The sequence below is a fragment of the Aeromicrobium sp. MLTX1 genome, assembly GCF_046452335.1.
Classification (GTDB): domain Bacteria; phylum Actinomycetota; class Actinomycetes; order Propionibacteriales; family Nocardioidaceae; genus Aeromicrobium.
In genome coordinates, this window is the sequence record NZ_JBKFDN010000002.1 from 910,058 (window position 1) to 935,989 (window position 25,932).

At 70.1% G+C, this 25,932-nt stretch carries 17 protein-coding genes and 1 tRNA gene; 8 read left to right on the top strand and 10 right to left on the bottom strand.

Features of this window, described 5'->3' with window-relative positions; all coding sequences use genetic code 11:
- The first annotated feature begins 5 nt into the window (after positions 1 to 5).
- Together ACK99Q_RS14840 and ACK99Q_RS14845 are read left to right on the top strand one after the other, a co-directional pair.
- A complete protein-coding gene (locus ACK99Q_RS14840) occupies positions 6 to 1,946 on the top strand; it encodes an acyltransferase family protein (RefSeq protein ID WP_410186877.1) in 1,941 nt (646 codons plus the stop codon).
- Positions 1,943 to 3,208: a lipopolysaccharide biosynthesis protein gene (locus tag ACK99Q_RS14845; RefSeq protein WP_410186878.1), complete on the top strand. Its 1,266-nt coding sequence runs from the start codon at positions 1,943 to 1,945 to the stop codon at positions 3,206 to 3,208. The genes ACK99Q_RS14840 and ACK99Q_RS14845 overlap by 4 nt, the downstream gene beginning before the upstream one ends.
- Here ACK99Q_RS14845 and polA read toward each other — a convergent pair.
- Both polA and ACK99Q_RS14855 read right to left on the bottom strand, forming a co-directional pair.
- Entirely contained in the window at positions 3,149 to 5,809 is a 2,661-nt protein-coding gene (gene polA / locus ACK99Q_RS14850) for a DNA polymerase I (protein ID WP_410186879.1), read from the bottom strand. The genes ACK99Q_RS14845 and polA overlap by 60 nt on opposite strands.
- Before the next feature lie 30 nt (positions 5,810 to 5,839).
- The gene (locus ACK99Q_RS14855; protein ID WP_410186880.1) at positions 5,840 to 6,439 is read right to left on the bottom strand and encodes an N-acetyltransferase family protein; all 600 of its coding nucleotides are present in this window, start codon (positions 6,437 to 6,439) and stop codon (positions 5,840 to 5,842) included.
- Between the two features lie 286 nt (positions 6,440 to 6,725).
- Here ACK99Q_RS14855 and ACK99Q_RS14860 point away from each other — a divergent pair, with 286 nt between their 5' ends.
- From ACK99Q_RS14860 to ACK99Q_RS14875, 4 genes are read left to right on the top strand one after another with little or no spacing between them, the layout of a single operon-like run.
- Positions 6,726 to 7,994, top strand: coding sequence for an ABC transporter permease subunit (locus ACK99Q_RS14860; protein WP_410186881.1), 1,269 nt, complete (start codon positions 6,726 to 6,728; stop codon positions 7,992 to 7,994).
- A 3-nt stretch (positions 7,995 to 7,997) separates the two neighbouring features.
- Positions 7,998 to 8,993, top strand: a complete 996-nt coding sequence (locus tag ACK99Q_RS14865; RefSeq protein ID WP_410186882.1) for a branched-chain amino acid ABC transporter permease — start codon at positions 7,998 to 8,000, stop codon at positions 8,991 to 8,993.
- A complete protein-coding gene (locus tag ACK99Q_RS14870; RefSeq protein ID WP_410186883.1) occupies positions 8,983 to 9,891 on the top strand; it encodes an ABC transporter ATP-binding protein in 909 nt (302 codons plus the stop codon). The genes ACK99Q_RS14865 and ACK99Q_RS14870 overlap by 11 nt, the downstream gene beginning before the upstream one ends.
- A complete protein-coding gene (locus ACK99Q_RS14875; protein ID WP_317628309.1) occupies positions 9,888 to 10,682 on the top strand; it encodes an ABC transporter ATP-binding protein in 795 nt (264 codons plus the stop codon). Before ACK99Q_RS14870 ends, ACK99Q_RS14875 begins: the two co-directional genes overlap by 4 nt.
- Positions 10,683 to 10,916: 234 nt before the next feature.
- Here the strand turns inward: ACK99Q_RS14875 and ACK99Q_RS14880 are convergent, their stop codons facing one another.
- Together ACK99Q_RS14880 and ACK99Q_RS14885 are read right to left on the bottom strand one after the other, a co-directional pair.
- Positions 10,917 to 12,176, bottom strand: a complete 1,260-nt coding sequence (locus tag ACK99Q_RS14880) for an ABC transporter substrate-binding protein (protein ID WP_410186884.1) — start codon at positions 12,174 to 12,176, stop codon at positions 10,917 to 10,919.
- A gap of 148 nt (positions 12,177 to 12,324) precedes the next feature.
- Positions 12,325 to 12,933, bottom strand: a complete 609-nt coding sequence (locus ACK99Q_RS14885; RefSeq protein WP_317628310.1) for an ANTAR domain-containing response regulator — start codon at positions 12,931 to 12,933, stop codon at positions 12,325 to 12,327.
- Between the two features lie 28 nt (positions 12,934 to 12,961).
- On the opposite strand from ACK99Q_RS14885, the gene ACK99Q_RS14890 reads away from it, so the two are divergent.
- Positions 12,962 to 13,044 (top strand) — tRNA-Leu (locus tag ACK99Q_RS14890).
- A gap of 17 nt (positions 13,045 to 13,061) precedes the next feature.
- Here the strand turns inward: ACK99Q_RS14890 and pyk are convergent.
- The 4 genes from pyk to miaB form a co-directional block, all read right to left on the bottom strand.
- Entirely contained in the window at positions 13,062 to 14,528 is a 1,467-nt protein-coding gene (gene pyk / locus ACK99Q_RS14895; protein WP_410186885.1) for a pyruvate kinase, read from the bottom strand.
- A gap of 74 nt (positions 14,529 to 14,602) precedes the next feature.
- A complete protein-coding gene (locus ACK99Q_RS14900; protein ID WP_410186886.1) occupies positions 14,603 to 16,069 on the bottom strand; it encodes a glutamate synthase subunit beta in 1,467 nt (488 codons plus the stop codon).
- A complete protein-coding gene (gltB, locus tag ACK99Q_RS14905; RefSeq protein WP_410186887.1) occupies positions 16,062 to 20,600 on the bottom strand; it encodes a glutamate synthase large subunit in 4,539 nt (1,512 codons plus the stop codon). The genes ACK99Q_RS14900 and gltB overlap by 8 nt, the downstream gene beginning before the upstream one ends.
- Before the next feature lie 125 nt (positions 20,601 to 20,725).
- Positions 20,726 to 22,210 carry a tRNA (N6-isopentenyl adenosine(37)-C2)-methylthiotransferase MiaB gene (gene miaB, locus ACK99Q_RS14910; protein WP_410186888.1) on the bottom strand — a complete coding sequence of 495 codons (1,485 nt, stop codon included), beginning with the start codon at positions 22,208 to 22,210 and terminating at the stop codon, positions 20,726 to 20,728.
- An 81-nt stretch (positions 22,211 to 22,291) separates the two neighbouring features.
- Here miaB and ACK99Q_RS14915 point away from each other — a divergent pair, with 81 nt between their 5' ends.
- Entirely contained in the window at positions 22,292 to 22,714 is a 423-nt protein-coding gene (locus tag ACK99Q_RS14915; protein WP_410186889.1) for a DUF6924 domain-containing protein, read from the top strand.
- A 6-nt stretch (positions 22,715 to 22,720) separates the two neighbouring features.
- Here the strand turns inward: ACK99Q_RS14915 and ACK99Q_RS14920 are convergent, their stop codons facing one another.
- Positions 22,721 to 23,359, bottom strand: coding sequence for a DUF305 domain-containing protein (locus ACK99Q_RS14920; RefSeq protein ID WP_410186890.1), 639 nt, complete (start codon positions 23,357 to 23,359; stop codon positions 22,721 to 22,723).
- A complete protein-coding gene (locus ACK99Q_RS14925; RefSeq protein ID WP_410186891.1) occupies positions 23,356 to 25,773 on the bottom strand; it encodes an Ig-like domain repeat protein in 2,418 nt (805 codons plus the stop codon). Before ACK99Q_RS14925 ends, ACK99Q_RS14920 begins: the two co-directional genes overlap by 4 nt.
- Between the last annotated feature and the right edge of the window lie 159 nt (positions 25,774 to 25,932).

The following is a 25,932-nucleotide window of genomic DNA, read 5'->3' on the forward strand; positions in this document are numbered from 1 at the left end:
ACCTCATGTCGGCTCCCACTCCTGCGCTGCGTGCGCGACTGCCCTACCGTCCCGCCCTCGACGGCCTGCGCGCGGTCGCGATCATCGGCGTCCTCGTCTTCCACCTCGACGAGCGCTTCCTCCGGGGCGGCTGGCTGGGCGTCGACCTGTTCTTCGTCCTGTCGGGCTTCCTGATCACCAACCTCCTGGTCGCCGAGCAGGACCGCTGGGGCCGCATCAGCGTCGTCCGCTTCTGGGGCGCCCGCATGCGGCGGCTGCTGCCGTCGCTCGTCACGGTGCTGCTGGCCGTCTCGGTCGCCGCGTGGATCTGGACGCTTCCCGGCCGCCGCACCGCGGTCGCCTGGGACATCGTCTCCTCGCTGTTCTACGTCTCGAACTGGCGGTTCATGCTCGGCGACGAGCAGTACTTCGACCAGCTCTCGCTCCCCTCGCCGGTCCGGCACACGTGGTCGCTGTCGATCGAGGAGCAGTTCTACATCGTCTTCCCGCTCCTGCTGCTGCTCGTCAGCGCCGTGGTCCGGGCCCGTCGCCGGCAGGCCGTGGTCTTCGCGGCGCTCGCCGCGGCGTCGGCGCTCGCGATGGCCAGCGGCTACGCCAACGGCACCGAGATCACGTCGCTCTACTACAGCACCGTGACGCGGGCCTTCGAGCTGCTGATCGGCGTCTGCGCCGCCCTCGTGCTGGGCCGGGCGGCCTTCCGCGAGCGCCGCTCCTCCGTGCTCACCGACGTCACCGCGTGGGGCGCCCTCGCGCTCGTCGTGGCGGCGATGGTCGTCACCGACTCGTCGGCCGCGGCCGTCTACCGCGGCGGTCTCGTGCTGGTCTGCCTGGCCGCGCTCGTCGCGATCCTCGCCGCCGCCAGCGGCACCTCGGGCACCTTCAACCGCGCGCTCGGCAGCCCGGTCCCCCGCTGGATCGGCCTCATCAGCTATCCGCTGTACCTGTGGCACTGGCCGGTCATCGTCTACCTCAACTCGGGCACCACCGGACTCGACGGGCTCGCGCTCGACGCGGTGCGGGTGGGTGTGTCGGTGGTGCTGGCCTGGCTCACCTACCGCTTCATCGAGGCGCCGATCCGCGGCCGGCGGCCCTTCTTCGCCTCGGCCCGTCGCGTGTCGCGGGCGATCACGATCATGGCGGCTCCCCTCGTGCTCACGAGCGCGTTCGTCGTCGCACACTCCCAGCCGCCGCAGTCCGAGCTGGCCGGCTACGGGCCGCACTCCGACCTGCCCCCGCTCGAGCTCACCCCGGAGCCCTACACCGCCGAGGCGCGCCGCTCCACGATGCTGCTGGGCAACTCGATCCCGTTCAGCATCTACAAGAACGTCGCCACCCACGAGTTCCGCCAGCTCTCGATGAGTCAGACCACCCACCTGGGCTGTGACCCCTTCGCCCTCCAGAAGGTCGTGGACGGCGAGGCCAACGAGCCCACCCGCAGCTGCCTGGACTGGCGCAAGGAGTGGCCCGCCCTGGTCGCGGCCGAGAAGCCCGACGTCCTGCTGTTCTTCGTCCCGCAGACGTTCGTGTCCGACCTCGTCCGTGACGACGAGGTCGCGAAGTTCGGCACACCCGAGCACGACGAGCTGATCCGCACCGCACTCGACGAGGTGAACCGCAAGGCCGACGGCGCCGGCACGCTCGCGCTGTCGACGCTGGCCTGCCACGACATCCCCGCCTTCGACAAGAGCGAGATGCAGCAGCTCAACGACATCGACCGCGTCGAGCGCGTCAACTCCGTCGTCACCACGTGGGCGGCCGAGAACGACGTGCCCGTCGTCGACTCGTTCGCCGCGTTCTGCTCCGAGGGCTACAACCCCGTCCTGGGCGGCGACCCGCTGTACGAGGACGGCCTGCACTTCACCGTGAAGTCCGCGCCCCTGGTGTGGGCGTGGATGATGCCGCAGGTGCTGCGCTTCGCCGACGAGGCCCGCGGGGCGAGCTCGTGAACCGGCCCACGCGCGCCACGCTCTCGAGCGGCACGATCGTCGCCGTCGCGATGATGGTGATGAACGTGGCGACGTACGGCTTCAACCTCGTCGCCGCGCGCCTGCTCGTGCCGGCGGAGTTCGGCGCCCTCACGGCGCTGCTGAGCCTCATCCTCATCGCCAACGTCGTGGCGCTGGCGCTGCAGGCGTCGATCGCGCGCCGGATCTCGGTCCACCCCGACCACACGGTGCAGATCGTCCACACCGCCTCCCGGGTGGCCCTCGCCGTGTCGCTCGCGGTCGGTCTCGCCGTGGCTCTGTCGAGCCCGGTGCTGACGCCGGCGTTCTCCTTCGACTCGGTGCTCGCGGTGGTGTGGTGCGGGGCGATGCTCGTGCCTCTCACTCTCGCGGGCGCGCAGCTCGGCGTCGCGCAGGGCACCGGACGATGGGGCAAGCTGGCCGCGCTCTACGTCGGCAACGGCTTCGGCCGGCTCTTCGGCGGCGTCGCCGGTCTGCTCATCGAGCCCTCGGCCACCAGCGCGATGATGGGCCTGGCGGTCGGCGCCTGGCTGCCGGTGATGCTCGGCGCCGGACTGCTCAAGGCCACCGGCACCGGCGACGTCCACAGCCGGCGTCCGCTCGTGTTCGAGACCGTCGCCTCGGCCGCCACCCTGCTGGCGTACTTCGCCTTCAGCAACGTCGACGCCCTGATCGCGCGCGGCGGCTTCGAGGCCCATGACAGCGGCCTCTACGCGTCCGGCCTCATCCTCACCAAGTCCACGCTGTTCCTGCCGCAGTTCGTCAGCGTGGTGTTCTTCCCGAGCATGGCCCGCGACTCCTCCCACCGCACGCGCCTGCGCGCGGCCGGGCTCGTCGGACTGCTCGGCCTCGCCGTCGTGGCGGGCAGCGCCCTGCTGCCCGAGCTCGCGCTGATCCTCGTTGGCGGCGACCAGTACCGCGAGGTCGCGGACGACCTGTGGCTGTTCGCGCTTTCGGGCACGTTCCTGGCCGTGGTCTACCTGCTGGTCTTCGACGCGCTCGCGCGCCGCTCCACCGGCGTCGCCGTCCTGCTGTGGACCGCGTCGGCCACGGTGTTCGCCGTGGCGTGGTTCTGGCGGATCGACATCGTCGGCCTCGTGGTCACGATGGCGAGCGTGGCCGCCGTGGTGGCCGCCCTGCTGCTGGCGTGGCCGCTGCTGCGGCCCACTCCCCCGCGGGACGGCTCAGTGACCGGCCTCGTGCCAGGAGCGACCGACGCCGACGGACACGTCGAGCGGCACTGACAGGTCGGCCGCCGCGGCCATCTCGCGTCGCACCAGCTCGGTGAGCTGGTCGAGCTCGCCGGCCGTGGTCTCGAGCACGAGCTCGTCGTGCACCTGCAGGAGCATCCGCGACTGGAGACCGGCCTCGTCGATGGCGCGCTCGACGTTGAGCATCGCCACCTTGATGATGTCGGCGGCCGAGCCCTGGATCGGTGCGTTGAGCGCCATCCGCTCGGCCATCTCACGCCGCTGGCGGTTGTCGCTCTGCAGGTCGGGCAGGTAGCGGCGCCGGCCCATGATCGTCTCGGTGAAGCCGGTCTGGCGGGCCTCGTCGACCAGGCCGCGCAGGTAGTCGCGCACGCCGCCGAACCGCTGGAAGTAGTCGTCCATGAGGCCCTGGGCCTCGCCGGTGGAGATCGACAGCTGCTGGCTCAGGCCGTAGGCCGACAGGCCGTAGGCGAGGCCGTAGTTCATCGCCTTGATCCGCGCGCGCAGCTCGGTGCCGATGTCGTCGGGCTCGCGCTCGAAGACCTTCGCCGCCATCACCGTGTGGAAGTCCTCGCCCGAGTTGAACGCCTCGATGAGGTCGGCGTCCTCGGACAGGTCGGCCATGATCCGCATCTCGATCTGGCTGTAGTCGGCGGTGAGCAGGGTGTCGTACCCCTCGCCGACGACGAACGCCTCGCGGATGCGTCGGCCCGACGCGGTGCGGATCGGGATGTTCTGCAGGTTCGGGTCGTTCGAGCTGAGCCGCCCGGTGGCCGCGATCGTCTGCGCGTAGGTGGTGTGGATGCGGCCGTCGTCGGAGATCGAGCGGCGCAGCGTCTCGACGGTCTGGCGCAGCTTCGTGACGTCGCGGTGCGCGAGCAGGTGCTCGAGGAACGGGTGACCCGTCTTGGCGTAGAGCTGCTGGAGCGAGTCGGCGTCGGTCGTGTAGCCGGTCTTGGTGCGCTTGGTCTTGGGCATGCCCAGGTCCTCGAACAGCACCACCTGCAGCTGCTTGGGCGAGCCGAGGTTGATCTCCTTGCCGCCGATCGCCTCGTAGGCGCCGTTCGCGGCCTCCTGCGCGCGGGCGGCGAACTCGGACTCGAGGGTGAGCAGCGCGTCGTCGTCGACCGCGATGCCCGCCTGCTCCATCCGCGCGAGCGTGGAGACCAGCGGCAGCTCGACCTCGGCCAGCAGGCGCGTGCCGCCGGACTGCTCGACCTCGGTGGCCAGCGCGGCCGCGAGATCGAGGGCGGCCCGGGCCCGCAGCATCGCGACCTCGGCGTCGTCGTCGGTGTCGAGCGACAGCTGCCCGGTGTCGGCGGTGTCGTCGCGCAGCTCGCGCTTGAGGTAGCGCACCGAGAGGTCGGCCAGGTCGTAGGAGCGCTGGTCAGGGCGGACGAGGTACGCCGAGACGGCGGTGTCGGCGCGTAGTCCGCGCAGGGCCCAGCCGCGATCGGCGAGCGCCAGGATCGGGCCCTTGGCGTCGTGCAGCACCTTGCCGCGGTCGGGGTCGCCGAGCCAGGCGGCCAGCGCGGCGTCGTCCTCGGGGGTGAGCTGCTCGACGTCGATCCAGGCGGCCTCGTCCTCGGCGGCGATGGCCAGGGCGATGACGTCGCCCGAGCCCCGGCCCCACGAGCCCTGGACGTGCAGGCCGACGTCGCCGCCGGCGTGCTGGTCGAGCCAGGCCGCGACCTCGCCGGGCGCGAGCGCGCGGCCCTCGAGGTCGAAGCCGGCCTCGGGCTGCACCTCCTCGGTGACGCCCGGGAAGGTGGTGAACAGGCGCTCGCGCAGGGCGGTGAACTCGAGCGAGTCGAAGACCGTGTGGACCTTCTCGCGGTCGAAGGCGGTGTCGATCGTGAGGTCGGCGGGGCCGAGCGGCAGGTCGAGGTCGCGCACGAGCGCGTTGAGGCGGCGGTTGCGGATCACCGAGTCGAGGTGCTCGCGCAGGGACTGGCCCGCCTTGCCCGGGACCTCGTCGACGCGCCCGATGAGCGCCTCGAGGGTCCCGTAGCCGTTGATCCACTTCGCCGCGGTCTTGGGACCGACACCGGGGACGCCGGGCAGGTTGTCGCTGGTCTCGCCGACGAGGGCGGCGATGTCGGGGTAGAACTCGGGCAGCACGCCGTACTTCTCCTGCACGGCCTCGGGGGTCATCCGCGCGAGGTCGGAGACGCCCTTGCGCGGGTACAGCACCGTCGTCTGCTCGGTGACCAGCTGGAGGGCGTCGCGGTCGCCGGAGCAGACCAGCACCTCCATGCCGGCGGCCTCGGCGCGCGTGGCGAGGGTGGCGATGATGTCGTCGGCCTCGTAGCCCGCCTTGTCGACGTGGCGGATGTCGAGCGCGTCGAGCACCTCCTTGACCAGGGCGACCTGGCCGGAGAACTCCTCGGGCGACTTCGACCGGTTGGCCTTGTACTCGGCGTACTCCTCGGTGCGGAAGGACTGCCGCGACAGGTCGAACGCGACGCACACGTGCGTGGGCCGCTCGTCGCGCAGCACGTTGATCAGCATCGAGGTGAAGCCGAACACCGCGTTGGTGCTCTGGCCGGTCGAGGTCGCGAAGTTCTCGACGGGCAGGGCGAAGAAGGCGCGGTACGCCACCGAATGTCCGTCGATCAGCAGGAGTCGGTCCACGGGACGACCCTAGTCGCCCGCGCCGACAGGTCAGCCGCGGACGGCGGCGCGGCGGCGCAGCGAGCGACGGACGGCCAGCAGACGGCCCGTCTCGCGGGAGCCGGCGGCCTTCGCGGCCAGCCGGGCGTTGAGCTTGCCGACCGGGATCGCGCGCAGCACCGCGATCTGGTTGAAGCCCAGCTTCGTGAGGTAGCGGTTGGGCTCGCGCGCGTGGGCGGCGGACGAGGCGAGCACGAGCTCGCAGTCCTGCTCCTCGGCGTGCGCGGCCACGACGGCCAGCAGGCCCGACGCGATCGACCGGCGGCGATGGCTGGGACGCACCTGCAGGTCGGACACGATCATGACCTTCGACATCGTGATCGGGTTCAACGTGGCGAGGTCGGCGGTCGCCGCGGCGACGATCTCACCACCGACGAGCGCCACGAAGAAGCGGCGTCGGTGCTCGCGGGCGTTGAACTCGATCGCCTCGCGGGCCTCGGCCTCGGTCGGGCAGCGCCACAGCGCCTGCTGGGTGTAGGCCTCGGACCCCTCGTCCGTCACGGCGTCCGCACACGCGGCCCACAGCGCGATCAGGGCGGAAGCGTCGTCGACCTCGACATCGCGAATCTCGACGGGCTGGCGCAATGCCATCGACGTGGCACCTCCGGGCGGGGGACGGACGGGGACGGGCGACAGCCTACGCCTCCGCGTCGGCTCGTGTGAATGGCTGTCCGACCTCGCAATCGAAACCGAACTGTTACCAAAGGGACCCGCGAGAGACCGGCGGGGAAACGCTCGGATCGCTATGCTCTTCGGGATCGACTCTGGCGCACCTGACCCCGGTGCGCAGACAGCGACAGGAGAATGCGTGCGACTGCGAACAGCGGCGCTGCTCTCGGTGATTGTTGCCGGACTCGTGTTTCTCGCGAATCCGGCGATGGCTGAGACCACGTCCCCCACACCCGGACCCAGTGCCTCGGCGCCGGCCTCCGATGCCCCCGTCACGGGTCCTGCGATCCGCGTACGGCTGCTCGACCAGCAAGGCGGCAAGGCGGCCGACAACCCGCCACCCGTCCCTGGCGTCACCGTGAGCGTCGCGGACGACTCGGGCTCCGAGCTCGGCACGGCCGTCACCAACGATCAGGGCGTGGCCGCGGTCGCGATCCCCGGCAAGGGCACGTACGAGGTCTCGATCGACGAGTCCACGCTCCCCGCGGGCGTGAAGCTGACGGGCAAGAAGACCCTGACGGTGAAGGTCAACCTGGCGTCCGGCCAGAACGTCGCCTTCCCGCTGAACGGCAAGGTCGTCGAGGCCACGCCGTTCGCCGAGCGTCTCGTCGACAGCGTGGTCTCCGGCCTCAAGTACGGCCTCATCATCGCGCTCGCCGCGATGGGCCTGTCGCTGATCTTCGGCACCACGGGCCTGACGAACTTCTCGCACGGCGAGCTCATCACCTTCGGCGCCATCTCGGCATACGTCCTCAACGTCACCTTCGGGCTGCCACTGATCCTGGCGGGCCTGCTGACGATCGCCATCGGTGGCATCTTCGGCTGGGGCCAGGACCGCGTGCTGTGGAGACCATTGCGATCTCGCGGCACGGGCATCATCGCGATGATGATCGTCTCGATCGGTCTGGGCCTGCTGCTGCGCAACCTGTTCCAGTTCTTCTTCGGCGCCGGCACCCGCTCCTACAACGAGTACACCTCGCAGCGAGCGCGTGACTTCGGCCTGTTCGACCTGTCGGACAAGGAGATCGCGATCATGGGCATCGCGATCGTCGCCATCGTCGTCACCACGACGATCATGTCCCGCACCCGCCTGGGCAAGGCGATGCGCGCCGTCTCGGACAACCCGGCCCTGTCGGCCTCGTCCGGCATGCGCGTCGACGGCGTCATCTCCTCCGTCTGGACGATGGGCGCGGCCCTCTCGGCCCTGGCCGGCGTCCTGCTCGGCGTCAACAGCCAGGTCAACTTCATGATGGGCTACCAGCTGCTGCTCATGGTGTTCGCCGCGACCGTGCTCGGTGGCCTGGGCACCGTCTGGGGCGCCGTGATCGGCTCCCTCGTCATCGGTGTCATCACCGAGGTCGGCCCCCTGCTGGGCGTGCCCAGCTCCATCAAGGAGGTGGGCGCGCTGATCGTGCTCATCCTCATCCTGCTCATCAGGCCGCAGGGCATCCTGGGCCGCGCGGAGAGGATCGGCTGACCCATGGACATCGGCAACATCATCGACGCGGCGTTCTCCAACGCCTTCGGCCCCCAGGCGATCGTCTTCGCGCTCGCCGCCATCGGCCTCAACGTCCACTTCGGCTACACGGGCCTGCTGAACTTCGGCCAGGCCGGCTTCATGGCGGTGGGCGCCTACGGCCTCGCCGTCACCATGGTCCGCCTGGACCTGCCCCTGCTGGTCGGCGTCGCCGCCGGCCTGTTCGCCTCGCTGCTGCTCGCGCTCATCCTCGGTGTCCCGACCCTGAGGCTGAGGGCCGACTACCTGGCGATCGTCACGATCGCCGCGGCGGAGATCCTGCGCCTGGTGTTCGGCGCGGTCGAGACCAAGAAGGTCTTCGGCGGCTCGAACGGCCTCAACGGCTTCACCGACACGTGGAACGACCTCAACCCGTACACGGGCGGCATCGACATCGGCATCGCCTCCTGGGGTCGCAACGACCTCTGGGCGATGACGGTCGGCTGGCTCGCGGTGGCGCTGTGCTGCCTCCTGATCTGGGCGCTCATGCGCAGCCCCTGGGGCCGCGTCCTGCGCTCGATCCGCGAGGACGAGGACGCCGTCCGCTCGCTGGGCAAGAACGTGTTCCTGTACAAGATGCAGGCGCTGATGCTCGGCGGCATGATCGGCGGCCTCGGCGGCATCTTCTACGCGCTCAAGCAGGCGTCGGTGGTGCCCTCGGACTACAGCACCAACCTGACGTTCTTCGCCTACACGGCGCTGCTGATCGGTGGCGCGGCCCGCGTGCTGGGCCCCGTCGTCGGCTCCATGATCTTCTGGTTCCTCATCAGTGGCCTCGGCGAGTTCTTCAGCCAGGCCACCTCCGGCGTCGACCCGCTGATCCCGGCCTCGATCATGACTGACACGCAGGCCAGCCTCATCCGCTTTATTCTCATGGGCCTCGGCCTCATGCTGCTGATGATCTACCGACCCCAGGGGATCTTCGGCGACCGAAGGGAGATCGCGATCGATGCCCGTTGACATCACCAGCGCCCGCGAGGCGCTCGCCGCCCTGCCGAACGATCCGGGCGTCAAGAAGCCCGACCCGATCGTCGTCGGCGACGACATCACCCGCACGTTCGGCGGCCTCAAGGCCGTCGACGTGGAGCACATCGAGATCCAGCGCGGCGTCATCACCGCCCTGATCGGGCCGAACGGCGCCGGCAAGACCACGCTGTTCAACCTGCTCACCGGCTTCGACGTCCCCGACACCGGCTCGTGGGCCTTCGAGGACAACTCGCTGGCCAAGGTGCCCGCCTACAAGGTGGCGCGCCTGGGCATGGTGCGCACGTTCCAGCTGACCAAGGTGCTCTCCAAGCTCACGGTCATCGAGAACATGCGCCTCGGTGCCACCGGCCAGCGCGGCGAGAAGTTCTTCCCCGCGATCGTCAAGGCCCTGTGGGGCGGCCAGGAGGACGAGATCACCGCTCGTGCCGACGAGCTGCTCACCCGGTTCAAGCTCGACGCCAAGCGCGAGGACTTCGCCGGATCGCTCTCGGGCGGCCAGCGCAAGCTCCTCGAGATGGCCCGCGCGCTCATGGTCGACCCCGACCTGATCATGCTCGACGAGCCGATGGCCGGCGTGAACCCCGCGCTCAAGCAGTCCCTGCTCGGGCACGTGAAGTCGCTGCGTGACGAGGGCCGCACGGTCCTGTTCGTCGAGCACGACATGGACATGGTCCGCGACATCTCGGACTGGGTCATCGTCATGGCCCAGGGCCAGATCGTCGCCGAGGGCACGCCGGATGCCGTGATGGCCGACCAGCGCGTCATCGACGCCTACCTGGGCGCCCACCACGACACCGACCTGAGCGAGCTCAACGAGGACGAGCTGGCCGAGCAGGTCGAGGCCGAGATCGATGCGGAGGAGAGCCAGTGAGCGACGCCATCCCCACTCCCCAGACCCCCGAGTCGGAGCGTCGGAAGCACGCCGAGGGCGCCGACGGCGCCGTCGTCCGCGCCGACAACCTGATCGCGGGCTACCTGCCGGGCGTGAACATCCTCAACGGTGCCGACCTGTACTGCCAGCCCGGCGAGCTGGTCGGCATCATCGGCCCGAACGGCGCGGGCAAGTCCACGCTGCTCAAGGCCCTGTTCGGCCTGGTGAAGATCCACTCCGGCACGGTGACGCTGAAGGGTGAGGAGATCACCAACAAGCGCGCCGACGTGCTGGTCAGCCAGGGCATCGGCTTCGTCCCCCAGACGAACAACGTGTTCCCGAGCCTGACGATCGAGGAGAACCTCGAGATGGGCTGCTACCAGGACCCGTCGAAGTTCAAGGACCGGTTCGCCTTCGTGACCGACCTGTTCCCGACGCTGGGCCAGCGCGCGAAGCAGCGTGCCGGCTCGCTGTCGGGCGGCGAGCGCCAGATGGTGGCCATGGGCCGCGCCCTCATGATGGACCCGTCCGTGCTGCTGCTCGACGAGCCGTCCGCGGGCCTGTCCCCCGTCATGCAGGACGAGGTGTTCGTCCAGACGCGAAAGATCAACCAGGCGGGCGTCTCGATCATCATGGTCGAGCAGAACGCCCGCCGCTGCCTGCAGATCTGCGACCGCGGCTACGTGCTCGACCAGGGCACCACGGCCTACAGCGGCACCGGTCGCGAGCTGTCCAACGATCCCAAGGTCATCGAGCTGTACCTGGGCACGCTGGGCAAGCAGGCCGGCTGACCCCCACCGCACCCCGAAGCGCCCCGAGTCCGACGGACTCGGGGCGCTTTCGCGTGACCGTGCTGGAGCGGTGAGCTGTCAACCCTTCCGCCCGGGTCGCGGTGCCCCATCAACCGCATGGGAGGTCCATGAGGTTGACCAGGCACCGCTCCCCCGGGTCACCGCCCCCAGGAAAGGCGAAGGGCCCGGGGCGTGCGCCCCGGGCCCTCCTGTGCGGAGACTGAGTCAGTCGACTCAGATGTCGCCCGCGATGTAGTTGACGGCCTTGTAGCCGCCCTTCGTGTCGTACTCGTAGATGCCGATGGAGGCGGACGTCGGGCTGCCCGTGTCGCTCATCTCGATCGGACCGGAGACACCGTCGTAGTCGATGTCCTTGTCGTCGGCCAGCAGATCAGCGCACTGCTTGAACGTGGTGCACTTCTCGCCGCCCTTGGTGACCTCGACCAGCTCCGAGGCGATGGCCTCGCCCGAGTCGTTGCCGGCCGCGATGGCCGCCAGCGCCGAGGTGATGACCGCGTCGTAGGACTCGGCCGCGTAGGAGTAGTCCTTCAGCTTCGGGTCGACGGCGAGCAGACGCTCACGGAACTCGCCCGTGGCCTCGGCTCCGGGGACCGTGCCCTTGACGCCCTTCAGGTCGGGCGCGAACGACTCGGCCGAGTAGTCGGCCACGTTGCCGTCGACGAAGTACGTCGCGACGTCCTGCGGGCCGACGCCCTTGCCGACCAGCTGCGGGATGATCTTCTTGGTCTCGTCGAACGCGATCAGCACGACGGCGTCGGGCTTCGCGGCGGCGACGTCGTCGACCTGCGCGTCGTACGAGGGAGCCTTCTCGCCGTAGAACGACGTGACGGCGACCTTCGAGCCGGCGGCCTCGAGGCCGGACTTGACCTGCTCGGCCAGCGTCTCGCCGTACGAGTCCTGGCGGGCCAGGATGGCGACGTTCTGGCGACCGTCCTCGACCAGCAGGTTGGCCATGACGGCACCCTGCAGGACGTCGGACGGAGCGGTGCGGAAGTACAGGTCGGGCTCGGCGTACTTGCCCTCGTCGAAGTCGGTCGACGTGTTGGCCGGCGAGTACTGGACGACGCCCGCACCGAGGATCTTGTCGATGACGGTCATCGAGACGCCCGACGAAGCGGCGCCGACGATGACGTCGGCCTTGGCCTTGATCAGCTTGTCGGCCTCGGCGGGAGCGATGCCCGAGTCGGTGTCGCCCGAGTCGCCCTTGACGTGGCGCGCGTCCTTGCCCAGGACGCCACCGGCCTCGTTGATCTCCTGGACGGCCAGGTCGACGCCGGCGAACTCCGGCGGGCCGAGGAAGGCGAGGCTGCCGGTCTGCGGGAGCAGCGAGCCGACGACGAACTCGCCGTCGCCCTTCGCCACATCCTTGTCGTTGTCGTCAGAGCTTTCGTCGCCGCCGCCACAGGCGGCGAGGACGAGTGCGCTGGCGCTGGCCAGTGCGGCCAGACGGAGCGTCGTGGTGGAGCGCTTCATCAATCCTCCGTGTGAGTAATCCGCACGGGTCGGTTCGCCCGGCGCGATGTGACAAGAAACCTAGTCGCCGGAGGTTTCCAAATCTCGCATGCTGCGTGATTGGGAGGTTTCGTAGCCAACTTGTAACCGTTGCCACACTCGCGGCTCGTCACCCCTGCAAAGACGGCCCGTTCTCGATGACGGCCTCGGCCACCTGGCGCATCGACAGCCTCACGTCCATGGCGGTCTTCTGGATCCAGCGGAACGCCGCGGGCTCGGTCAGGCCGAGGGACTCCTGCAGCACCGCCTTGGCCTGCTCGACGACCTTGCGGGTGGCGAGCTGGTCCTGCAGGTCGCCGACCTCGGCCTCCAGGGCTCGCAGCTCGGCGTAGCGGCTGCGGGCCATCTCGATCGCCGGCACCAGGTCGGAGGCGGTGAACGGCTTGACGAGGTACGCCATGGCGCCGGCCTCGCGGGCCCGCTCGACGAGCTCGCGCTGGCTGAACGCGGTGAGCATGACGACCGGGGCGATCCGCTCCGCGGCGATCTGCGACGCGGCGGTGATGCCGTCGACGCCGGGCATCTGGACGTCCATCATCACCAGGTCGGGCCGGTGCTCGCGGGCGAGGTCGACGGCGGCCTGCCCCTCGGCGGCCTCCCCCACGACGTCGTAGCCCTGCTCGGCGAGCATCTCGGCCAGGTCCATCCGGATGAGGGCTTCGTCCTCGGCGATCACCACGCGCGGCGCGGGGGCGGTCGAGCGTTCTGCGTCGTTCACCCACTAAGGTTATCGGGCACGACGGTGAGCCGGGATGGCGGAATGGTAGACGCGGTGGTCTCAAAAACCACTGTCCGCAAGGGCGTGCGGGTTCGAGTCCCGCTCTCGGCACGAAGATCCGTGCCCCGTCAGGCGATGGTGGGCGGGGTCTCGTCGGGGTCGTAGGCGGCCACGACGCGGTTGATCGCGTCGCCCATCTTGTGCACGCGCAGCGCGTTGGTGGAGCCGGGGATGCCCGGAGGGGCGCCGGCCACGATGACGACCCGTCGGCCCTGCTCGCAGCGCTGCTGACCGAGGAGCTCGCGGTCGACCTGGAGCGCGATCTGGTCGGTGTGGCTGATCTCGGGCGTCAGGAACGTCTCGACGCCCCACGTGAGCGCCAGCTGGTTGCGCACGAGCGTGTGCGGCGTGAACGCCAGCACGGGGATGGACGAGCGGTAGCGCGCCATCCGGCGGGCCGAGTCGCCTGTCGTGGTGAAGGCGATCATGAGGTCGGCCTCGACCGACTCGGCCACCTGCGAGGCGGCGCGGCAGATGATGCCCGTGGTGGTCTTGGACTGCCACGTGAACGCGGCCATGCGCGGCAGGCCGTGGTCCTCGGTGGAGCCCACGATCCGCGCCATGATGCGCACGGTCTGGATCGGGAACTGGCCCACGCTGGTCTCGCCCGACAGCATCACCGCGTCGGCACCGTCGAGCACCGCGTTGGCGACGTCGCTGGCCTCGGCGCGCGTGGGGCGCGGGGCCGAGATCATCGACTCGAGCATCTGCGTGGCCACGATGACCGGCTTGGCGTTGCGTCGCGCCTTCTCGATGATGAGCTTCTGCACGATCGGCACGTCCTCGAGCGGCAGCTCGACGCCCAGGTCGCCGCGCGCCACCATGAAGCCGTCGAACGCGTCGACGATCTCGTCGAGGTTCTCCACGGCCTGCGGCTTCTCGATCTTGGCGATGATCGGGCGGTGGACGCCCTCCTCGTCCATGATCGCGCGGACCTCGGCGGCGTCCGCAGCGTTGCGCACGAACGACAGCGCGATGAAGTCGACGCCGGCGCGCAGGGCCCAGCGGAGGTCGTCGATGTCCTTCTCGCTCATCGCGGGGACGCTGACGTTCACGCCGGGCAGGTTGATGCCCTTGTTGTTGCTGACGGCGCCGGGCACCTCGACGGTCGTGACGACGTCGGTGTCGGTGACCTCGGTGGCCCGCAGGCGGACCTTGCCGTCGTCGATGAGGATCTCGTCGCCCGCCTCGACGTCGCCCGGCAGGCCGGAGTACGTCGTGGAGCACACGTCGCGCTCGCCCTGCACGTCACGCGTGGTGATCGTGAAGCGGTCGCCGTAGCTCAGCTCGTGGGGGCCGTCGGCGAACCGGCCGAGGCGGATCTTGGGGCCCTGGAGGTCGGCCAGGACCGCGATCGCCTTGCCGGTGGCGTCGGCGGCCTGGCGCACGCGCTCGAGGCGCTTGAGCTGGTCGCTCTGCTCTCCGTGGCTCATGTTGAGCCGGGCCACATCCATGCCGGCGATCGCCAGCTCGAGGATGCGTTCGGCGGTGTCGGTCGCGGGTCCGAGGGTGCAGACGATCTTGGCTCTACGCACGTCGTCCAGCCTAGTCCTGCTCCGAACCCAACCGCGAGTCACACACCTTCGCGGCCGGGTCCGGAGCCGAACGGTCAGACCGTGAGCGGTCGCGCCGTGGGCGGAATCGGCGTGGGAAGCGTGGTCGATCCGGTCAGCCACGCGTCCACGCCGGCGGCCGCGCCCCGGCCCTCGGCGATCGCCCACACGATGAGCGACTGGCCGCGGCCGGCGTCACCGGCGACGAAGACGCCCTCGACGCTGGACATGTAGTCCAGGTCGCGCTTGATGTTGCCGCGCTCGTCCAGGTCGACGCCGAGCTGCTCGACGACGCCGCCGGTCTCGGGACCGGTGAAGCCCATCGCGAACAGCACGAGCTGCGCCGGGATGACCTTCTCGCTGCCCTCGACCTCCTGGAAGCGGCCGTCGATCATCTCGACCTCGACGATGTGCAGGCCGCTGACGTGGCCGTCCTCGTCGCCGACGAACTCCTTCGTGGAGACGGCGTAGACGCGCTCGCCGCCCTCCTCGTGCGCCGAGGCGACGCGGTAGATCATCGGGTACGTCGGCCAGGGGTGGGCGTCGGCCCGCTCCTCGCTCGGACGCGGCATGATCTCCAGGCTCGTCACCGAGCGGGCGCCCTGGCGGATCGACGTGCCGAGGCAGTCGGCGCCGGTGTCGCCGCCGCCGATGATGACGACGTCCTTGCCGGTGGCGACGATCTGGTCCTCGACCGTCTCGCCCAGCGCGACGCGGTTGGCCTGCGGCAGGAAGTCCATCGCCTGGTGGATGCCCGCGAGCTCGCGGCCGGGGGCCGGGAGGTCACGACGGACCGTGGAGCCGATCGCCAGCACGACGGCGTCGTACCGTTCGCGCAGCTGCTGGCCCGTGATCGCCTCGCCCACGGCGACGCCGGTGCGGAACACCGTGCCCTCGCGCTGCATCTGGTTGATGCGGCGGTCGACGTGCGACTTCTCCATCTTGAACTCGGGGATGCCGTAGCGCAGCAGGCCACCGGCCTTGTCGTCGCGCTCGTACACCGCGACCGTGTGGCCGGCGCGCGTCAGCTGCTGCGCCGTGGCCAGCCCGGCGGGGCCGGAGCCCACGACCGCGACCGTCTTGCCGGTCAGCCACTCGGGCGTCTCGGGCTTGACGTTGTGCATGTCCCAGGCCTTGTCGATGATCGAGACCTCGACGTTCTTGATGGTGACCGGGTCGCGGTTGATGCCCACGACACAGGCCGTCTCGCACGGCGCCGGGCACAGCCGCCCGGTGAACTCGGGGAAGTTGTTCGTCGCGTGCAGGCGATCGATCGCGTCCTCCCAGTCGTCGCGCCAGACCAGGTCGTTCCACTCGGGGATCAGGTTGCCCAGCGGGCAGCCCTGATGGCAGAACGGGATGCCGCAGTCCATGCAGCGTCCGGCCTGCTCCGAGATGATCGGCAGCAGGGCTCGGCCCGCACCGCCGGGATAGACCTCGTTCCAGTCGTTCACCCGCTCCTCGACGGGGCGGCGCTCGGCCACCTTGCGGGGCGTGGTCATGAAACCTCGGGGATCAGCCACGGGCTGCCACCTCCATCATGCGTGCAGTCGTCTCGTCCTCGGAGAGTCCTTCCGACTCCGCCGAGGCTTTTGCTTCCAGGACTCGCCGGTAGTTGACCGGCATGATCTCGCTGATGCGAGCCAGGCTCGCGGGCCAGTCGCGGAGCAGCTGCTCGGCCACGGCCGAGCCCGTCTCCTCGAAGTGGCGGCGCACGATCGCCTCCAGCTCGGCACCGGTGGCCTCGGGCACGGGGCGCACCTCGACCATCTCGGGGTTGACCACGTCCTGGTCGAGGTCGAGCACGTAGGCCGACCCGCCGCTCATGCCGGCCGCGACGTTGCGGCCAGTCGGGCCCAGGATCACGACGCGGCCGCCGGTCATGTACTCGAGCGCGTGGTCGCCCACGCCCTCGACGACCGCCGTGGCGCCGGAGTTGCGGACACAGAAGCGCTCGCCCACCTTGCCGCGCAGGTAGATCTCGCCGCCGGTGGCGCCGAAGCCGATCACGTTGCCGGCCACGATCTGGCCCTCGGCCGCGAACTGCGACTCGCGCGGCGGACGGACCACGAGGCGGCCGCCCGACAGGCCCTTGCCGACGTAGTCGTTGCCGTCACCCTCGAGGCGCAGCGTGATGCCGCGCGGCACGAAGGCGCCGAACGACTGGCCGGCCGAGCCCAGGAACGTGATGTCGATCGTGTCGTCGGGCAGGCCCGCGCCGCGGTAGCGCTTCGTGACCTCGTGACCGAGCATCGTGCCCACGGTGCGGTTGACGTTGCGGATCTCGAGCTGGGCCCGGACGGGCTCGCCCTTCTCCAGCGCGTCGCCCGCGAGCGCGATGAGCTCGTTGTCGAGGGCGCGGTCGAGGCCGTGGTCCTGCTCCACCGTGCGGCGGAGCGAGGCGCCCTCGGGCAGCTCGGGCCGGAACAGCACCGGGGCCAGGTTCAGCGAGCTGGCCTTCCAGTGGTCGATCGCCTCGCGGACGTCGAGGACCTCCGCGTGGCCGACGGCCTCGTCGATGCTGCGGAAGCCGAGCTCGGCGAGGATCTCGCGGACCTCCTGCGCGATGAACTCGAAGAAGTTCACGACGTACTCGGCCTTGCCGGAGTACTTCTCGCGCAGCGAGCGGTTCTGCGTGGCGACGCCCACGGGGCAGGTGTCGAGGTGGCAGACGCGCATCATGATGCAGCCCGAGACCACGAGCGGCGCCGTGGCGAAGCCGAACTCCTCGCCGCCGAGCAGCGCGGCGATCACGACGTCGCGCCCCGTCTTGAGCTGGCCGTCGACCTGCACGACGATGCGGTCGCGCAGCCCGTTGAGCAGCAGGGTCTGCTGGGTCTCGGCCAGGCCGAGCTCCCACGGACCGCCGGCGTGCTTGAGGCTCGTCAACGGAGACGCGCCCGTGCCGCCGTCGTGGCCGGAGATCAGCACGACGTCGGCCTTGGCCTTCGAGACGCCCGCCGCGACCGTGCCGACGCCGACCTCGGAGACCAGCTTCACGTGGACGCGGGCCGACGGGTTGGCGTTCTTCAGGTCGTGGATGAGCTGCTTGAGGTCCTCGATCGAGTAGATGTCGTGGTGCGGCGGGGGGCTGATGAGGCCCACGCCCGGCGTCGAGTGACGCGTCTTGGCCACCCACGGGTACACCTTCGGACCGGGCAGCTGGCCACCCTCGCCGGGCTTGGCGCCCTGGGCCATCTTGATCTGGATGTCGTCGGCGTTCGTGAGGTACTCGCTCGTGACGCCGAAGCGGCCCGACGCGACCTGCTTGATCGCCGAACGGCGCTCGGGGTCGTAGAGGCGCTCGGGGTCCTCGCCGCCCTCACCGGTGTTGGACTTGCCGCCGAGGCGGTTCATCGCGATGGCGAGGGTCTCGTGGGCCTCCTGGCTGATCGAGCCGTACGACATGGCGCCGGTCGAGAAGCGCTTGACGATCTCGGAGATCGGCTCGACCTCGTCGATCGAGATGGGCTGACGGTCCGAGTTGAACCTCATCAGGCCGCGCAGCGTCATCAGGCGGCCGGACTGGTCGTCCACCTTCTGCGTGTACTGCTTGAAGATGTCGTACCGGCCCGTGCGCGTGGAGTGCTGGAGGCGGAAGACGGTGTCGGGGTCGAAGAGGTGCTCCGGACCCTGGCGACGCCACTGGTACTCGCCGCCGACCTCGAGCTGGCGTCGCGGACTGGCGATGCCCTTCGTCGGGTAGGCCTTGAGGTGACGCGCGTGGACCTCCTCGGCGATGACGTCGAGGCCGACGCCGTCGAGCTTGCTCGACGTGCCGGTGAAGTAGCGGTCGACGACCTCGTTCGACAGGCCGACGCACTCGAAGATCTGCGCGCCGGTGTACGACGAGACCGTCGAGACGCCGATCTTGCTCATGACCTTCAGGACGCCCTTGCCCAGGCCGTAGGCCACGTTGCGGGCCGCCTTGGTCGGGTCGACGCCCTCGACGTAGACGCCCTCGCGGGCCAGGTCCTCGGCGGTCTCGAGCGCCAGGTACGGGTTGACCGCCGTGGCGCCGAAGCCGATGAGCAGGGCCACGTGGTGGACCTCGCGGACGTCGCCGGCCTCGATCAGCAGGCCGGCCTGCGTGCGCAGCTTCTCGCGCACCATGTGGTGGTGCACGGCGCCGGTCAGCAGCAGCGACGGGATCGGGGCGAGGTCGACGTTGGAGTGACGGTCCGACAGCACGATGATGCGCGCGCCGCGGTTGACGATGGCGTCGGACACCTCGGCGCAGATCTCGTCGAGGCGCTTCGCGAGGGCCTCTCCCCCGCCGAGCACGTCGTACAGGCCGCGGACGACGTGCACGCTGAAGCCGGGCATGTCGCCGTCACGGTTCATGTGGCGGATCTTGGCCAGCTCGTCGCTGTCGATCACGGGGAACGGCAGCTGCAGCATGCGGCACGAGGCCGGGCTCGGGTCGAGCAGGTTCTTCTCCGGGCCGATCGTGCCGGCGAGCGACGTGACGACCTCCTCGCGGATGGCGTCCAGCGGCGGGTTCGTCACCTGCGCGAACAGCTGGCTGAAGTAGTCGAACAGCAGGCGCGGGCGGTCGGACAGCGCCGCGATCGGCGTGTCGGTGCCCATCGAGCCGATGGCCTCCGCACCCGTGCGCGCGATCGGCGCGACAAGCTTGCGGACCTCCTCCTCGGTGTAGCCGAACACCTGCTGGCGACGGGCGACCGACGCGTGCGTGTGCACGATGTGCTCGAGGTCGGGCAGGTCCTCGAAGCGCACGAGGCCCGAGTACAGCCACTCCTCGTAGGGCTGCTCGGTCGCGAGCGAGCGCTTGATCTCGTGGTCCTCGACGACGCGGTGCTCGGCGAGGTCGAGCAGGAACATCTTGCCCGGCTCGACGCGACCCTTGCGGGTGATCGTCTTGGGGTCGATGTCGAGGACGCCGGCCTCGGACGCGAGCACGACGAGGCCGTCCTCGGTGATGACGTAGCGGCCGGGGCGCAGGCCGTTGCGGTCGAGGACCGCGCCGATCTGGCTGCCGTCGGTGAAGCACACCGCGGCGGGGCCGTCCCAGGCCTCCATCACGGTGGAGTGGAACTCGTAGAACGCGCGGCGCGCGGGATCCATCTCGGCGTTGTTCTCCCACGCCTCGGGGATCATCATCATCACCGCGTGCGGCAGCGAGCGACCGCCGAGGTGCAGCAGCTCGAGGACCTCGTCGAGCGAGGCCGTGTCCGAGCCGTCGGGGCTGCAGATCGGGAACAGGCGCGACAGGTCGCCGGGGATCAGGTCGCTCTCGAGCAGCGCCTCGCGGGCGCGCATCCAGTTGCGGTTGCCGCGGGCAGTGTTGATCTCGCCGTTGTGCGCCAGGTAGCGGAACGGGTGCGCCAGCGGCCAGCTCGGGAACGTGTTGGTGGAGAAGCGGCTGTGCACGATGGCCAGCGCCGACTCCATGCGCTCGTCGAGCAGGTCGGGGAAGAACACGTCGAGCTGCTCGGTGGTGAGCATGCCCTTGTAGACGAGCGTGCGCGACGACAGCGACGGGAAGTAGACGCCCGCCTCGTGGTGCGAGCGCTTGTTGACCGCGTACGTCAGTCGGTCGAGCTCGAGGCCCGCGACCGAGCGATCCGGCGTGGTGACGAAGAACAGCTCGAAGGCGGGCATCGCGGCGTAGGCCATGGAGCCGAGGATCGACGGCTCGACGGGCACCTCGCGCCAGCCCAGGACCTCGAGGCCCTCCTCGGCGGCGATGCGCTCGACGTCGGCCTTCGCGGCGGTGACGCGCTCGCGCGGCAGGAACGCCATGCCGGCGGCGTAGTGGCCGAGGTCGGGCAGCTCGGTCGGGGCGACGCCGCGCAGGAACCGGTCCGGCACCTGCATGAGGATGCCGGCGCCGTCGCCGGTGTTGGGCTCGCCGCCGACGGCGCCACGGTGGTCGAGGTTGCGCAGGGCCGTCAGGCCGTGCTGCACCATCTCGTGGCTGGGCACGCCGGTGAGGGTGGCCACGAAGGCGACACCACAGTTGTCGTGCTCGTTGGCGGGGTCATAGAGGCCTTGCGCCGGGGGCGCGGCCGAGAAGAGAGGACGATCCATCGAAAGAACCTGTCGTCGGTGCCAAGGGGAAAGAACTGGGCGAGGACGACATTGGCCTCATCAGCGGATTCAGATTACCTCAACGTTTCGCACGTTCCAGTGAGGCCACCCTCACTCGCGCCGGCTCAGGTGGCGGCGCAGGCGGGAGCCGGCGGCAGCGGTGCGGGCACCCCGACCGACGGCATGCCCAGGCCCACGGAGCCGGGCGAGACCGAGGTGCGGCCCTGCCGCGCCTCCCACGCGTCGCCGGCCCGGGTGCGGCGCACCTCGATCGGCGCGTCGTCGGCGACGAGGTGGTGCGGCGACGCCTTCGTCACCGTGGTCACCACGAGGTCGCCGGGGCGCACGTCGTGACCTCCCGGCGCGAAGTGCACGAGGCGGTTGTCGCGGGCGCGCCCGCTCATGCGGTGGGTCTCGGCGTCCTTGCGGCCGCCGGCCTGCGACTGGTCGGAGACGAGCAGCTCGACGACCGTGCCCTCGAGGCGCTGGTTCTCGGCCCACGCGACCTCCGACACGAGGGCGGCGAGGCGCTCGTAGCGCTCCTGCACGACCGCCTTCGGCAGCTGGTCGGGCAGGTCGGCGGCGGGCGTGCCGGGACGCTGGGAGTACTGGAACGTGAACGCGCTGGAGAACCGCGCCTTCCGGACGACGTCCATCGTCTCGAGGAAGTCCTCCTCGGTCTCGCCGGGGAAGCCCACGATGATGTCGGTCGTGATGGCGGCGTCGGGCATCTGCGCGCGCACGCGGTCGAGGATGCCCAGGAAGCGCTCCTTGCGGTAGGAGCGGCGCATCGCCTTGAGGATGCGGTCGGAGCCGGACTGCAGCGGCATGTGCAGCTGCGGCATGACGTTGGGGGTCTCGGCCATCGCGGCGATCACGTCGTCGGAGAACGCTGCCGGGTGCGGCGAGGTGAAGCGCACGCGCTCGAGGCCCTCGATCCGGCCGCACGCGCGCAGCAGCTTCGAGAACGCCTCGCGGTCGCCGAACTCGACGCCGTAGCTGTTGACGTTCTGGCCCAGCAGCGTGACCTCGACGACGCCCTCGGCGACGAGGGCCTCGATCTCGGCGAGGATGTCACCGGGGCGGCGGTCGCGCTCCTTGCCGCGCAGCGCCGGGACGATGCAGAACGTGCAGGTGTTGTTGCAGCCCACGCTGATCGACACCCACGCGGCGAACACGGAGTCGCGCTTCGTGGGGAGCGTGGACGGGAAGACCTCGAGCGACTCCAGGATCTCGACCTGGGACTCCTCGGCGATGCGCGCACGCTCCAGCAGGACGGGCAGCGAGCCGATGTTGTGGGTGCCGAAGACGACGTCGACCCACGGGGCGCGCGTGGTGATCGTGTCCTTGTCCTTCTGCGCCAGGCAGCCGCCCACGGCGACCTGCATGCCGGGCTTCTTCGCCTTGAGGCTCGCGACGTGACCGAGGTTGCCGTACAGCTTGTTGTCGGCGTTCTCACGCACCGCGCACGTGTTGAACACGACGAGGTCGGGGGTCTCCCCCGACGGCGCCGCGGCGTAGCCCGCCGTCTCCAGCAGACCCGACAGCCGCTCGCTGTCGTGGACGTTCATCTGGCAGCCGTACGTGCGCACTTCATAGGTCTTCGTCATGACCGTCCCATGGTACGTGGGCCGGCGGACGCGAGAGTCGACACGCGGTCGTCCGAGTCCGACCGCCGCTACGGTGGCGCGATGGTCGAGTATCCGAACGGCTCCACTCCCCTGGTCCGCACGTGGTTCGAGGACGAGGAGGCGTGGCAGCGCCTCCTCACCGAGGCGGTGACGCGCGCCCAGGAGGAGCGGGACGAGTACGCGAACATCGCGATCGTCGACGACTCGGATGCCGCAGGACTCTCCCTTTCCGACCTCGCGGCGCTGCACCCCGTCCCGACGGGCCTCAGCCTCGTGATCGTCGCGGACCGGCGAGCCATGACCGAGGCCGGGCACCCGCTGCTGGTCCTCCTCGCCGACGGCGCCTCCCCGCCGGCGCAGATGCGTGCCGCGGCGGACCAGGTCGCCCTGCTCGAGATCAACGTGGCGCTGCTGGCCAATCTCGACTGGGAGGACTTCGCCGCGCACGTCGGACCCGACGGCGTGTTCCGAGGCTTCGGCTGACGGGGCTCAGAGGGTCGCGAGGATCTGGTTGAGGCGCGCGACCTCGGCGGACTGCGACGCGGCGACGTCGGCGGCGAAGCCGCGGTTCGTCGTGTCGATGCCGTCGCTGAGCGCCCGGTCGGCCATCGCGAGGGCGCCCTCGTGGTGGGCGATCATGCGGCGGACGAAGAGCTTGTCGAACGCCGTGCCGCGGGCCGCGGCCAGCTCGTCCAGCTGCTCGGGGGTGAGCATGCCCTGCATGTGGGTGGCGTGCTCGCCGGTGGCCTCGAGCGGCGCCTCGGGCAGGTCGCGATCGCGGAGCCAGTTCTGCATCGTCTCGATCTCGGTGCGCTGCGTGTCGCTGATCCGCTGGGCGAACCCGGCGACCTCGGAGTCCTTCGCGTGCTTCGCCGCCAGCGCCGACATCTCGACCGCCTGCTGGTGGTGCGGGACCATCATCTCCACGAACTCGCGGTCGACCTCGTTGTAGTCGTCCTGCGGGGTCGTGAGGTCGTCCGGGTCGACGGTGCGGCTGGACTCGCCCACCTTGCCCGGCACGTTGACGACCGGACCGTCGCTCTTCTCCTCGTCGCCGGAACAGGCCGAGGCCACGGTGAGCGTCAGGACGACGCCCACCGTGGCCACGACACGACGAGCCAAGGTCACCTGGTGACCCGGATCGTCACCTTGGCGCTCTTGGCCGAGACCGACGCGCTGCCGCCGTAGGCGACCGTGGCGCGGTACGTGCCCGCCTTCAGCTTCGGCAGCGTGATGGTCACCGCGCCGTTGCGCAGGACGCCGGCCGCCTTCTTGCCGCCGACGGTGACGGTGACCTTGCCGGTCGGCGTGGTGCCGGTGGCGGTGACCTTCACCGTCAGCTTGCCGCGCTTCGAGGCCTTCACCTTGGTGACCGAGGCCGCCTTGACCTTCGCCGTCGCCTTGAGGACGTCGAACGAGACGACCGAGGACGTCGAGGCCGTGCTGCCCGACGACGACGGCACGAAGGCCGCACGCAGCGCGTGACGCTTGGCGACCGGGAAGTCGCGCGGCAGCCTCACGCTGGCCTTGCCACCGGACAGGGCCACGCCCTTGGCGATGACGCCGCCACCGTGGCTGAACGTCACGGTGCCCTCGGCGCCCTCACCGGTGACCGTGGCGGTCAGCGTGGCGGGGCTCGAGCCGAAGACCTGCGACTTCGGGCTGACCGACAGCGCCGTCGTGGTGGTGACGGCCGTCAGCTCGACCGAGGCCGCGTACAGGGCCTCGTCCAGCTCGGAGTCGCCGCGGACGACGAACGAGCGCGTGCCGACGTTGGCCGAGCCCGGGACGGTCACCGTGAGCGAGGCGGAGCCGTCCGCCTCGGCGCGACCCGTGGCCAGGACCTCGGGCTCGACGCCCGTGCTCCAGACGTCCACGTACTCGCCCTCGTCGAACGTGCCGGCGGGAACCGAGACCGTGACGTCGCGGTCGGTGCCGGCGCGGAAGCTCGCGGGCGAGACCTCGGCCTCGGGGAGCGACCCGAGCGACGGGACGACCGGGGCGGTCTTCCAGTCCCACGTGATGGGCTCCTGCGTGGCGGGGTTGCGGACGTCCTGACGGTGGCGGACGGCGTCGGCGAACTCGTCGCCCTTGAGCTTGAGCACGTCGAGGCCGCGGCCGATCTCCGAGCCGTACAGGTAGCCGTTGTGGTGGTAGACGGCCCAGTAGCCGCCGAGGACCAGGTTGTTCTCGCCCAGCGAGCCACGATCGAAGTAGCCGATCTCCTGCGGCTTCGTCTGGTTCGAGAAGTCGATCAGCGAGGCGCCTCCCTGGTACCAGGCCTGGACCATGACGTCGCGGTCGCCGACCTGGACGATGTTGCCCTCGTGGCCCACGCAGTTCTCGCGCGTCGACTGACGGCGCGGGATCTTGTAGTAGCTGCGCAGGGTCAGGTCGTCGCCCGCGATCGAGAAGATCGCGTTGGCGCCGCGGTACTGCGGGGTGCCGGGCAGGCAGGTGGCCGAGGAGCCGCCGCCGAGCTCGTCCTGGAAGACGACCTTGCTGGCGTCGTCGCTGAACTGCGCGGTGTGCCAGAAGGCGTAGTTCTCGTCACGGACGCGCTCGGTGACCGCCGGGTTCAGCGGGTCGGAGATGTCGACCATGACGCCGTCGCCCATGCACGCCGCGGCGAGCAGGCCCTTGGCCGGGTAGGCGGTCAGGTCGTGGCAGCCGTTCGTCGCCGAGGTGGAGGCGCCGCCGTCGACACGGTCGGCCGTCGTGAACGCGGGGTTCTCCGCGTCCCACAGCGAGACCTCCTTGGCGATGTGCGCACCGGCGGGATCGTCGAGATCGACCTCGATGATCTCGAGCTGCTGGTGCGGGGGCTTGCAGTAGAACGCCGAGGCCGAGACGTCGTACGCGGCGTTGTACAGGTAGACGCTGTTGTCGTCGCCCGGCTTGGGGACGAGCGTGTGCGTGTGCGAGCCGCAGCGGGTCTTCACGTTGCCGACGTACTGCGGCGAGGCCGGGTTGCTGATGTCGAAGATCCGGATGCCCTCCCACGCGGCGGCGTTCGAGGACGCGACGGCGGCCGCGCCGCACTCCGAGCCGTTGCGCGGCTGGTCGACCGAGAAGAACAGCAGGTCGCCCGCGATCGAGAGGTCGCCCTGGTAGCCGGGGCAGATGGTGTTGGAGACGACCTGCGGGTCCTCCGGGTTGCTCACGTCGTAGGCGACGAAGCCGTTGTAGCTGCCCTGGTAGACGTAGTCGCCCTTGAACGCCAGGTTCGACATCGTCGCCTGGCCCTCCTGCAGCGGGACGTTCTTCACGAGCTCGACGTTGGGCGTGGCCTTCTCCTGGCCGAACGCCAGCGGAGCGGTGAAGTCCATCGGCACGAACGGCACGCCGCCGGGGGCGATCGAGCCGTTGCTCTCGTCCTCGGAGGTCACGTCGGCGCCGGCGCTGGCGCCGCCGAGGATGCGGGCCTGCTCACGGGTCTCGGGGACGAGCGGATCGGCGACGGCCGGGGTCGCCAGGGCACTGAGCCCCAAGGCGATCAGGGCCGCCGCACTCAGGGTGCGACGGAGGGAAACGGATCTCAAGGCAGGGTCCTCACTCGGGCTGAAACGTGACGCACGTCTCTTCCATGCGTTGGGCAGATCGTAGAAGAGATTTGTTACCTGTTTGCTACTGGGTGTCGGACAAGACTCATGTGACCAGTGATGCCAGTGAAAATTGGTGGGGCGAGGTGGCGCGGACTC

Coding starts and splice junctions, on each gene's coding strand:
- ACK99Q_RS14840 (WP_410186877.1), top strand. CDS start 6: ATGTCGGCTCCCACTCCTGCGCTGCGTGCGCGACTGCCCTACCGTCCC.
- ACK99Q_RS14855 (WP_410186880.1), bottom strand. CDS start 6,439: ATGGCATTGCGCCAGCCCGTCGAGATTCGCGATGTCGAGGTCGACGAC.
- ACK99Q_RS14860 (WP_410186881.1), top strand. CDS start 6,726: ATGGCTGAGACCACGTCCCCCACACCCGGACCCAGTGCCTCGGCGCCG.
- ACK99Q_RS14865 (WP_410186882.1), top strand. CDS start 7,998: ATGGACATCGGCAACATCATCGACGCGGCGTTCTCCAACGCCTTCGGC.
- ACK99Q_RS14870 (WP_410186883.1), top strand. CDS start 8,983: ATGCCCGTTGACATCACCAGCGCCCGCGAGGCGCTCGCCGCCCTGCCG.
- ACK99Q_RS14880 (WP_410186884.1), bottom strand. CDS start 12,176: ATGAAGCGCTCCACCACGACGCTCCGTCTGGCCGCACTGGCCAGCGCC.
- gltB (WP_410186887.1), bottom strand. CDS start 20,600: ATGGATCGTCCTCTCTTCTCGGCCGCGCCCCCGGCGCAAGGCCTCTAT.
- miaB (WP_410186888.1), bottom strand. CDS start 22,210: ATGACGAAGACCTATGAAGTGCGCACGTACGGCTGCCAGATGAACGTC.
- ACK99Q_RS14915 (WP_410186889.1), top strand. CDS start 22,292: ATGGTCGAGTATCCGAACGGCTCCACTCCCCTGGTCCGCACGTGGTTC.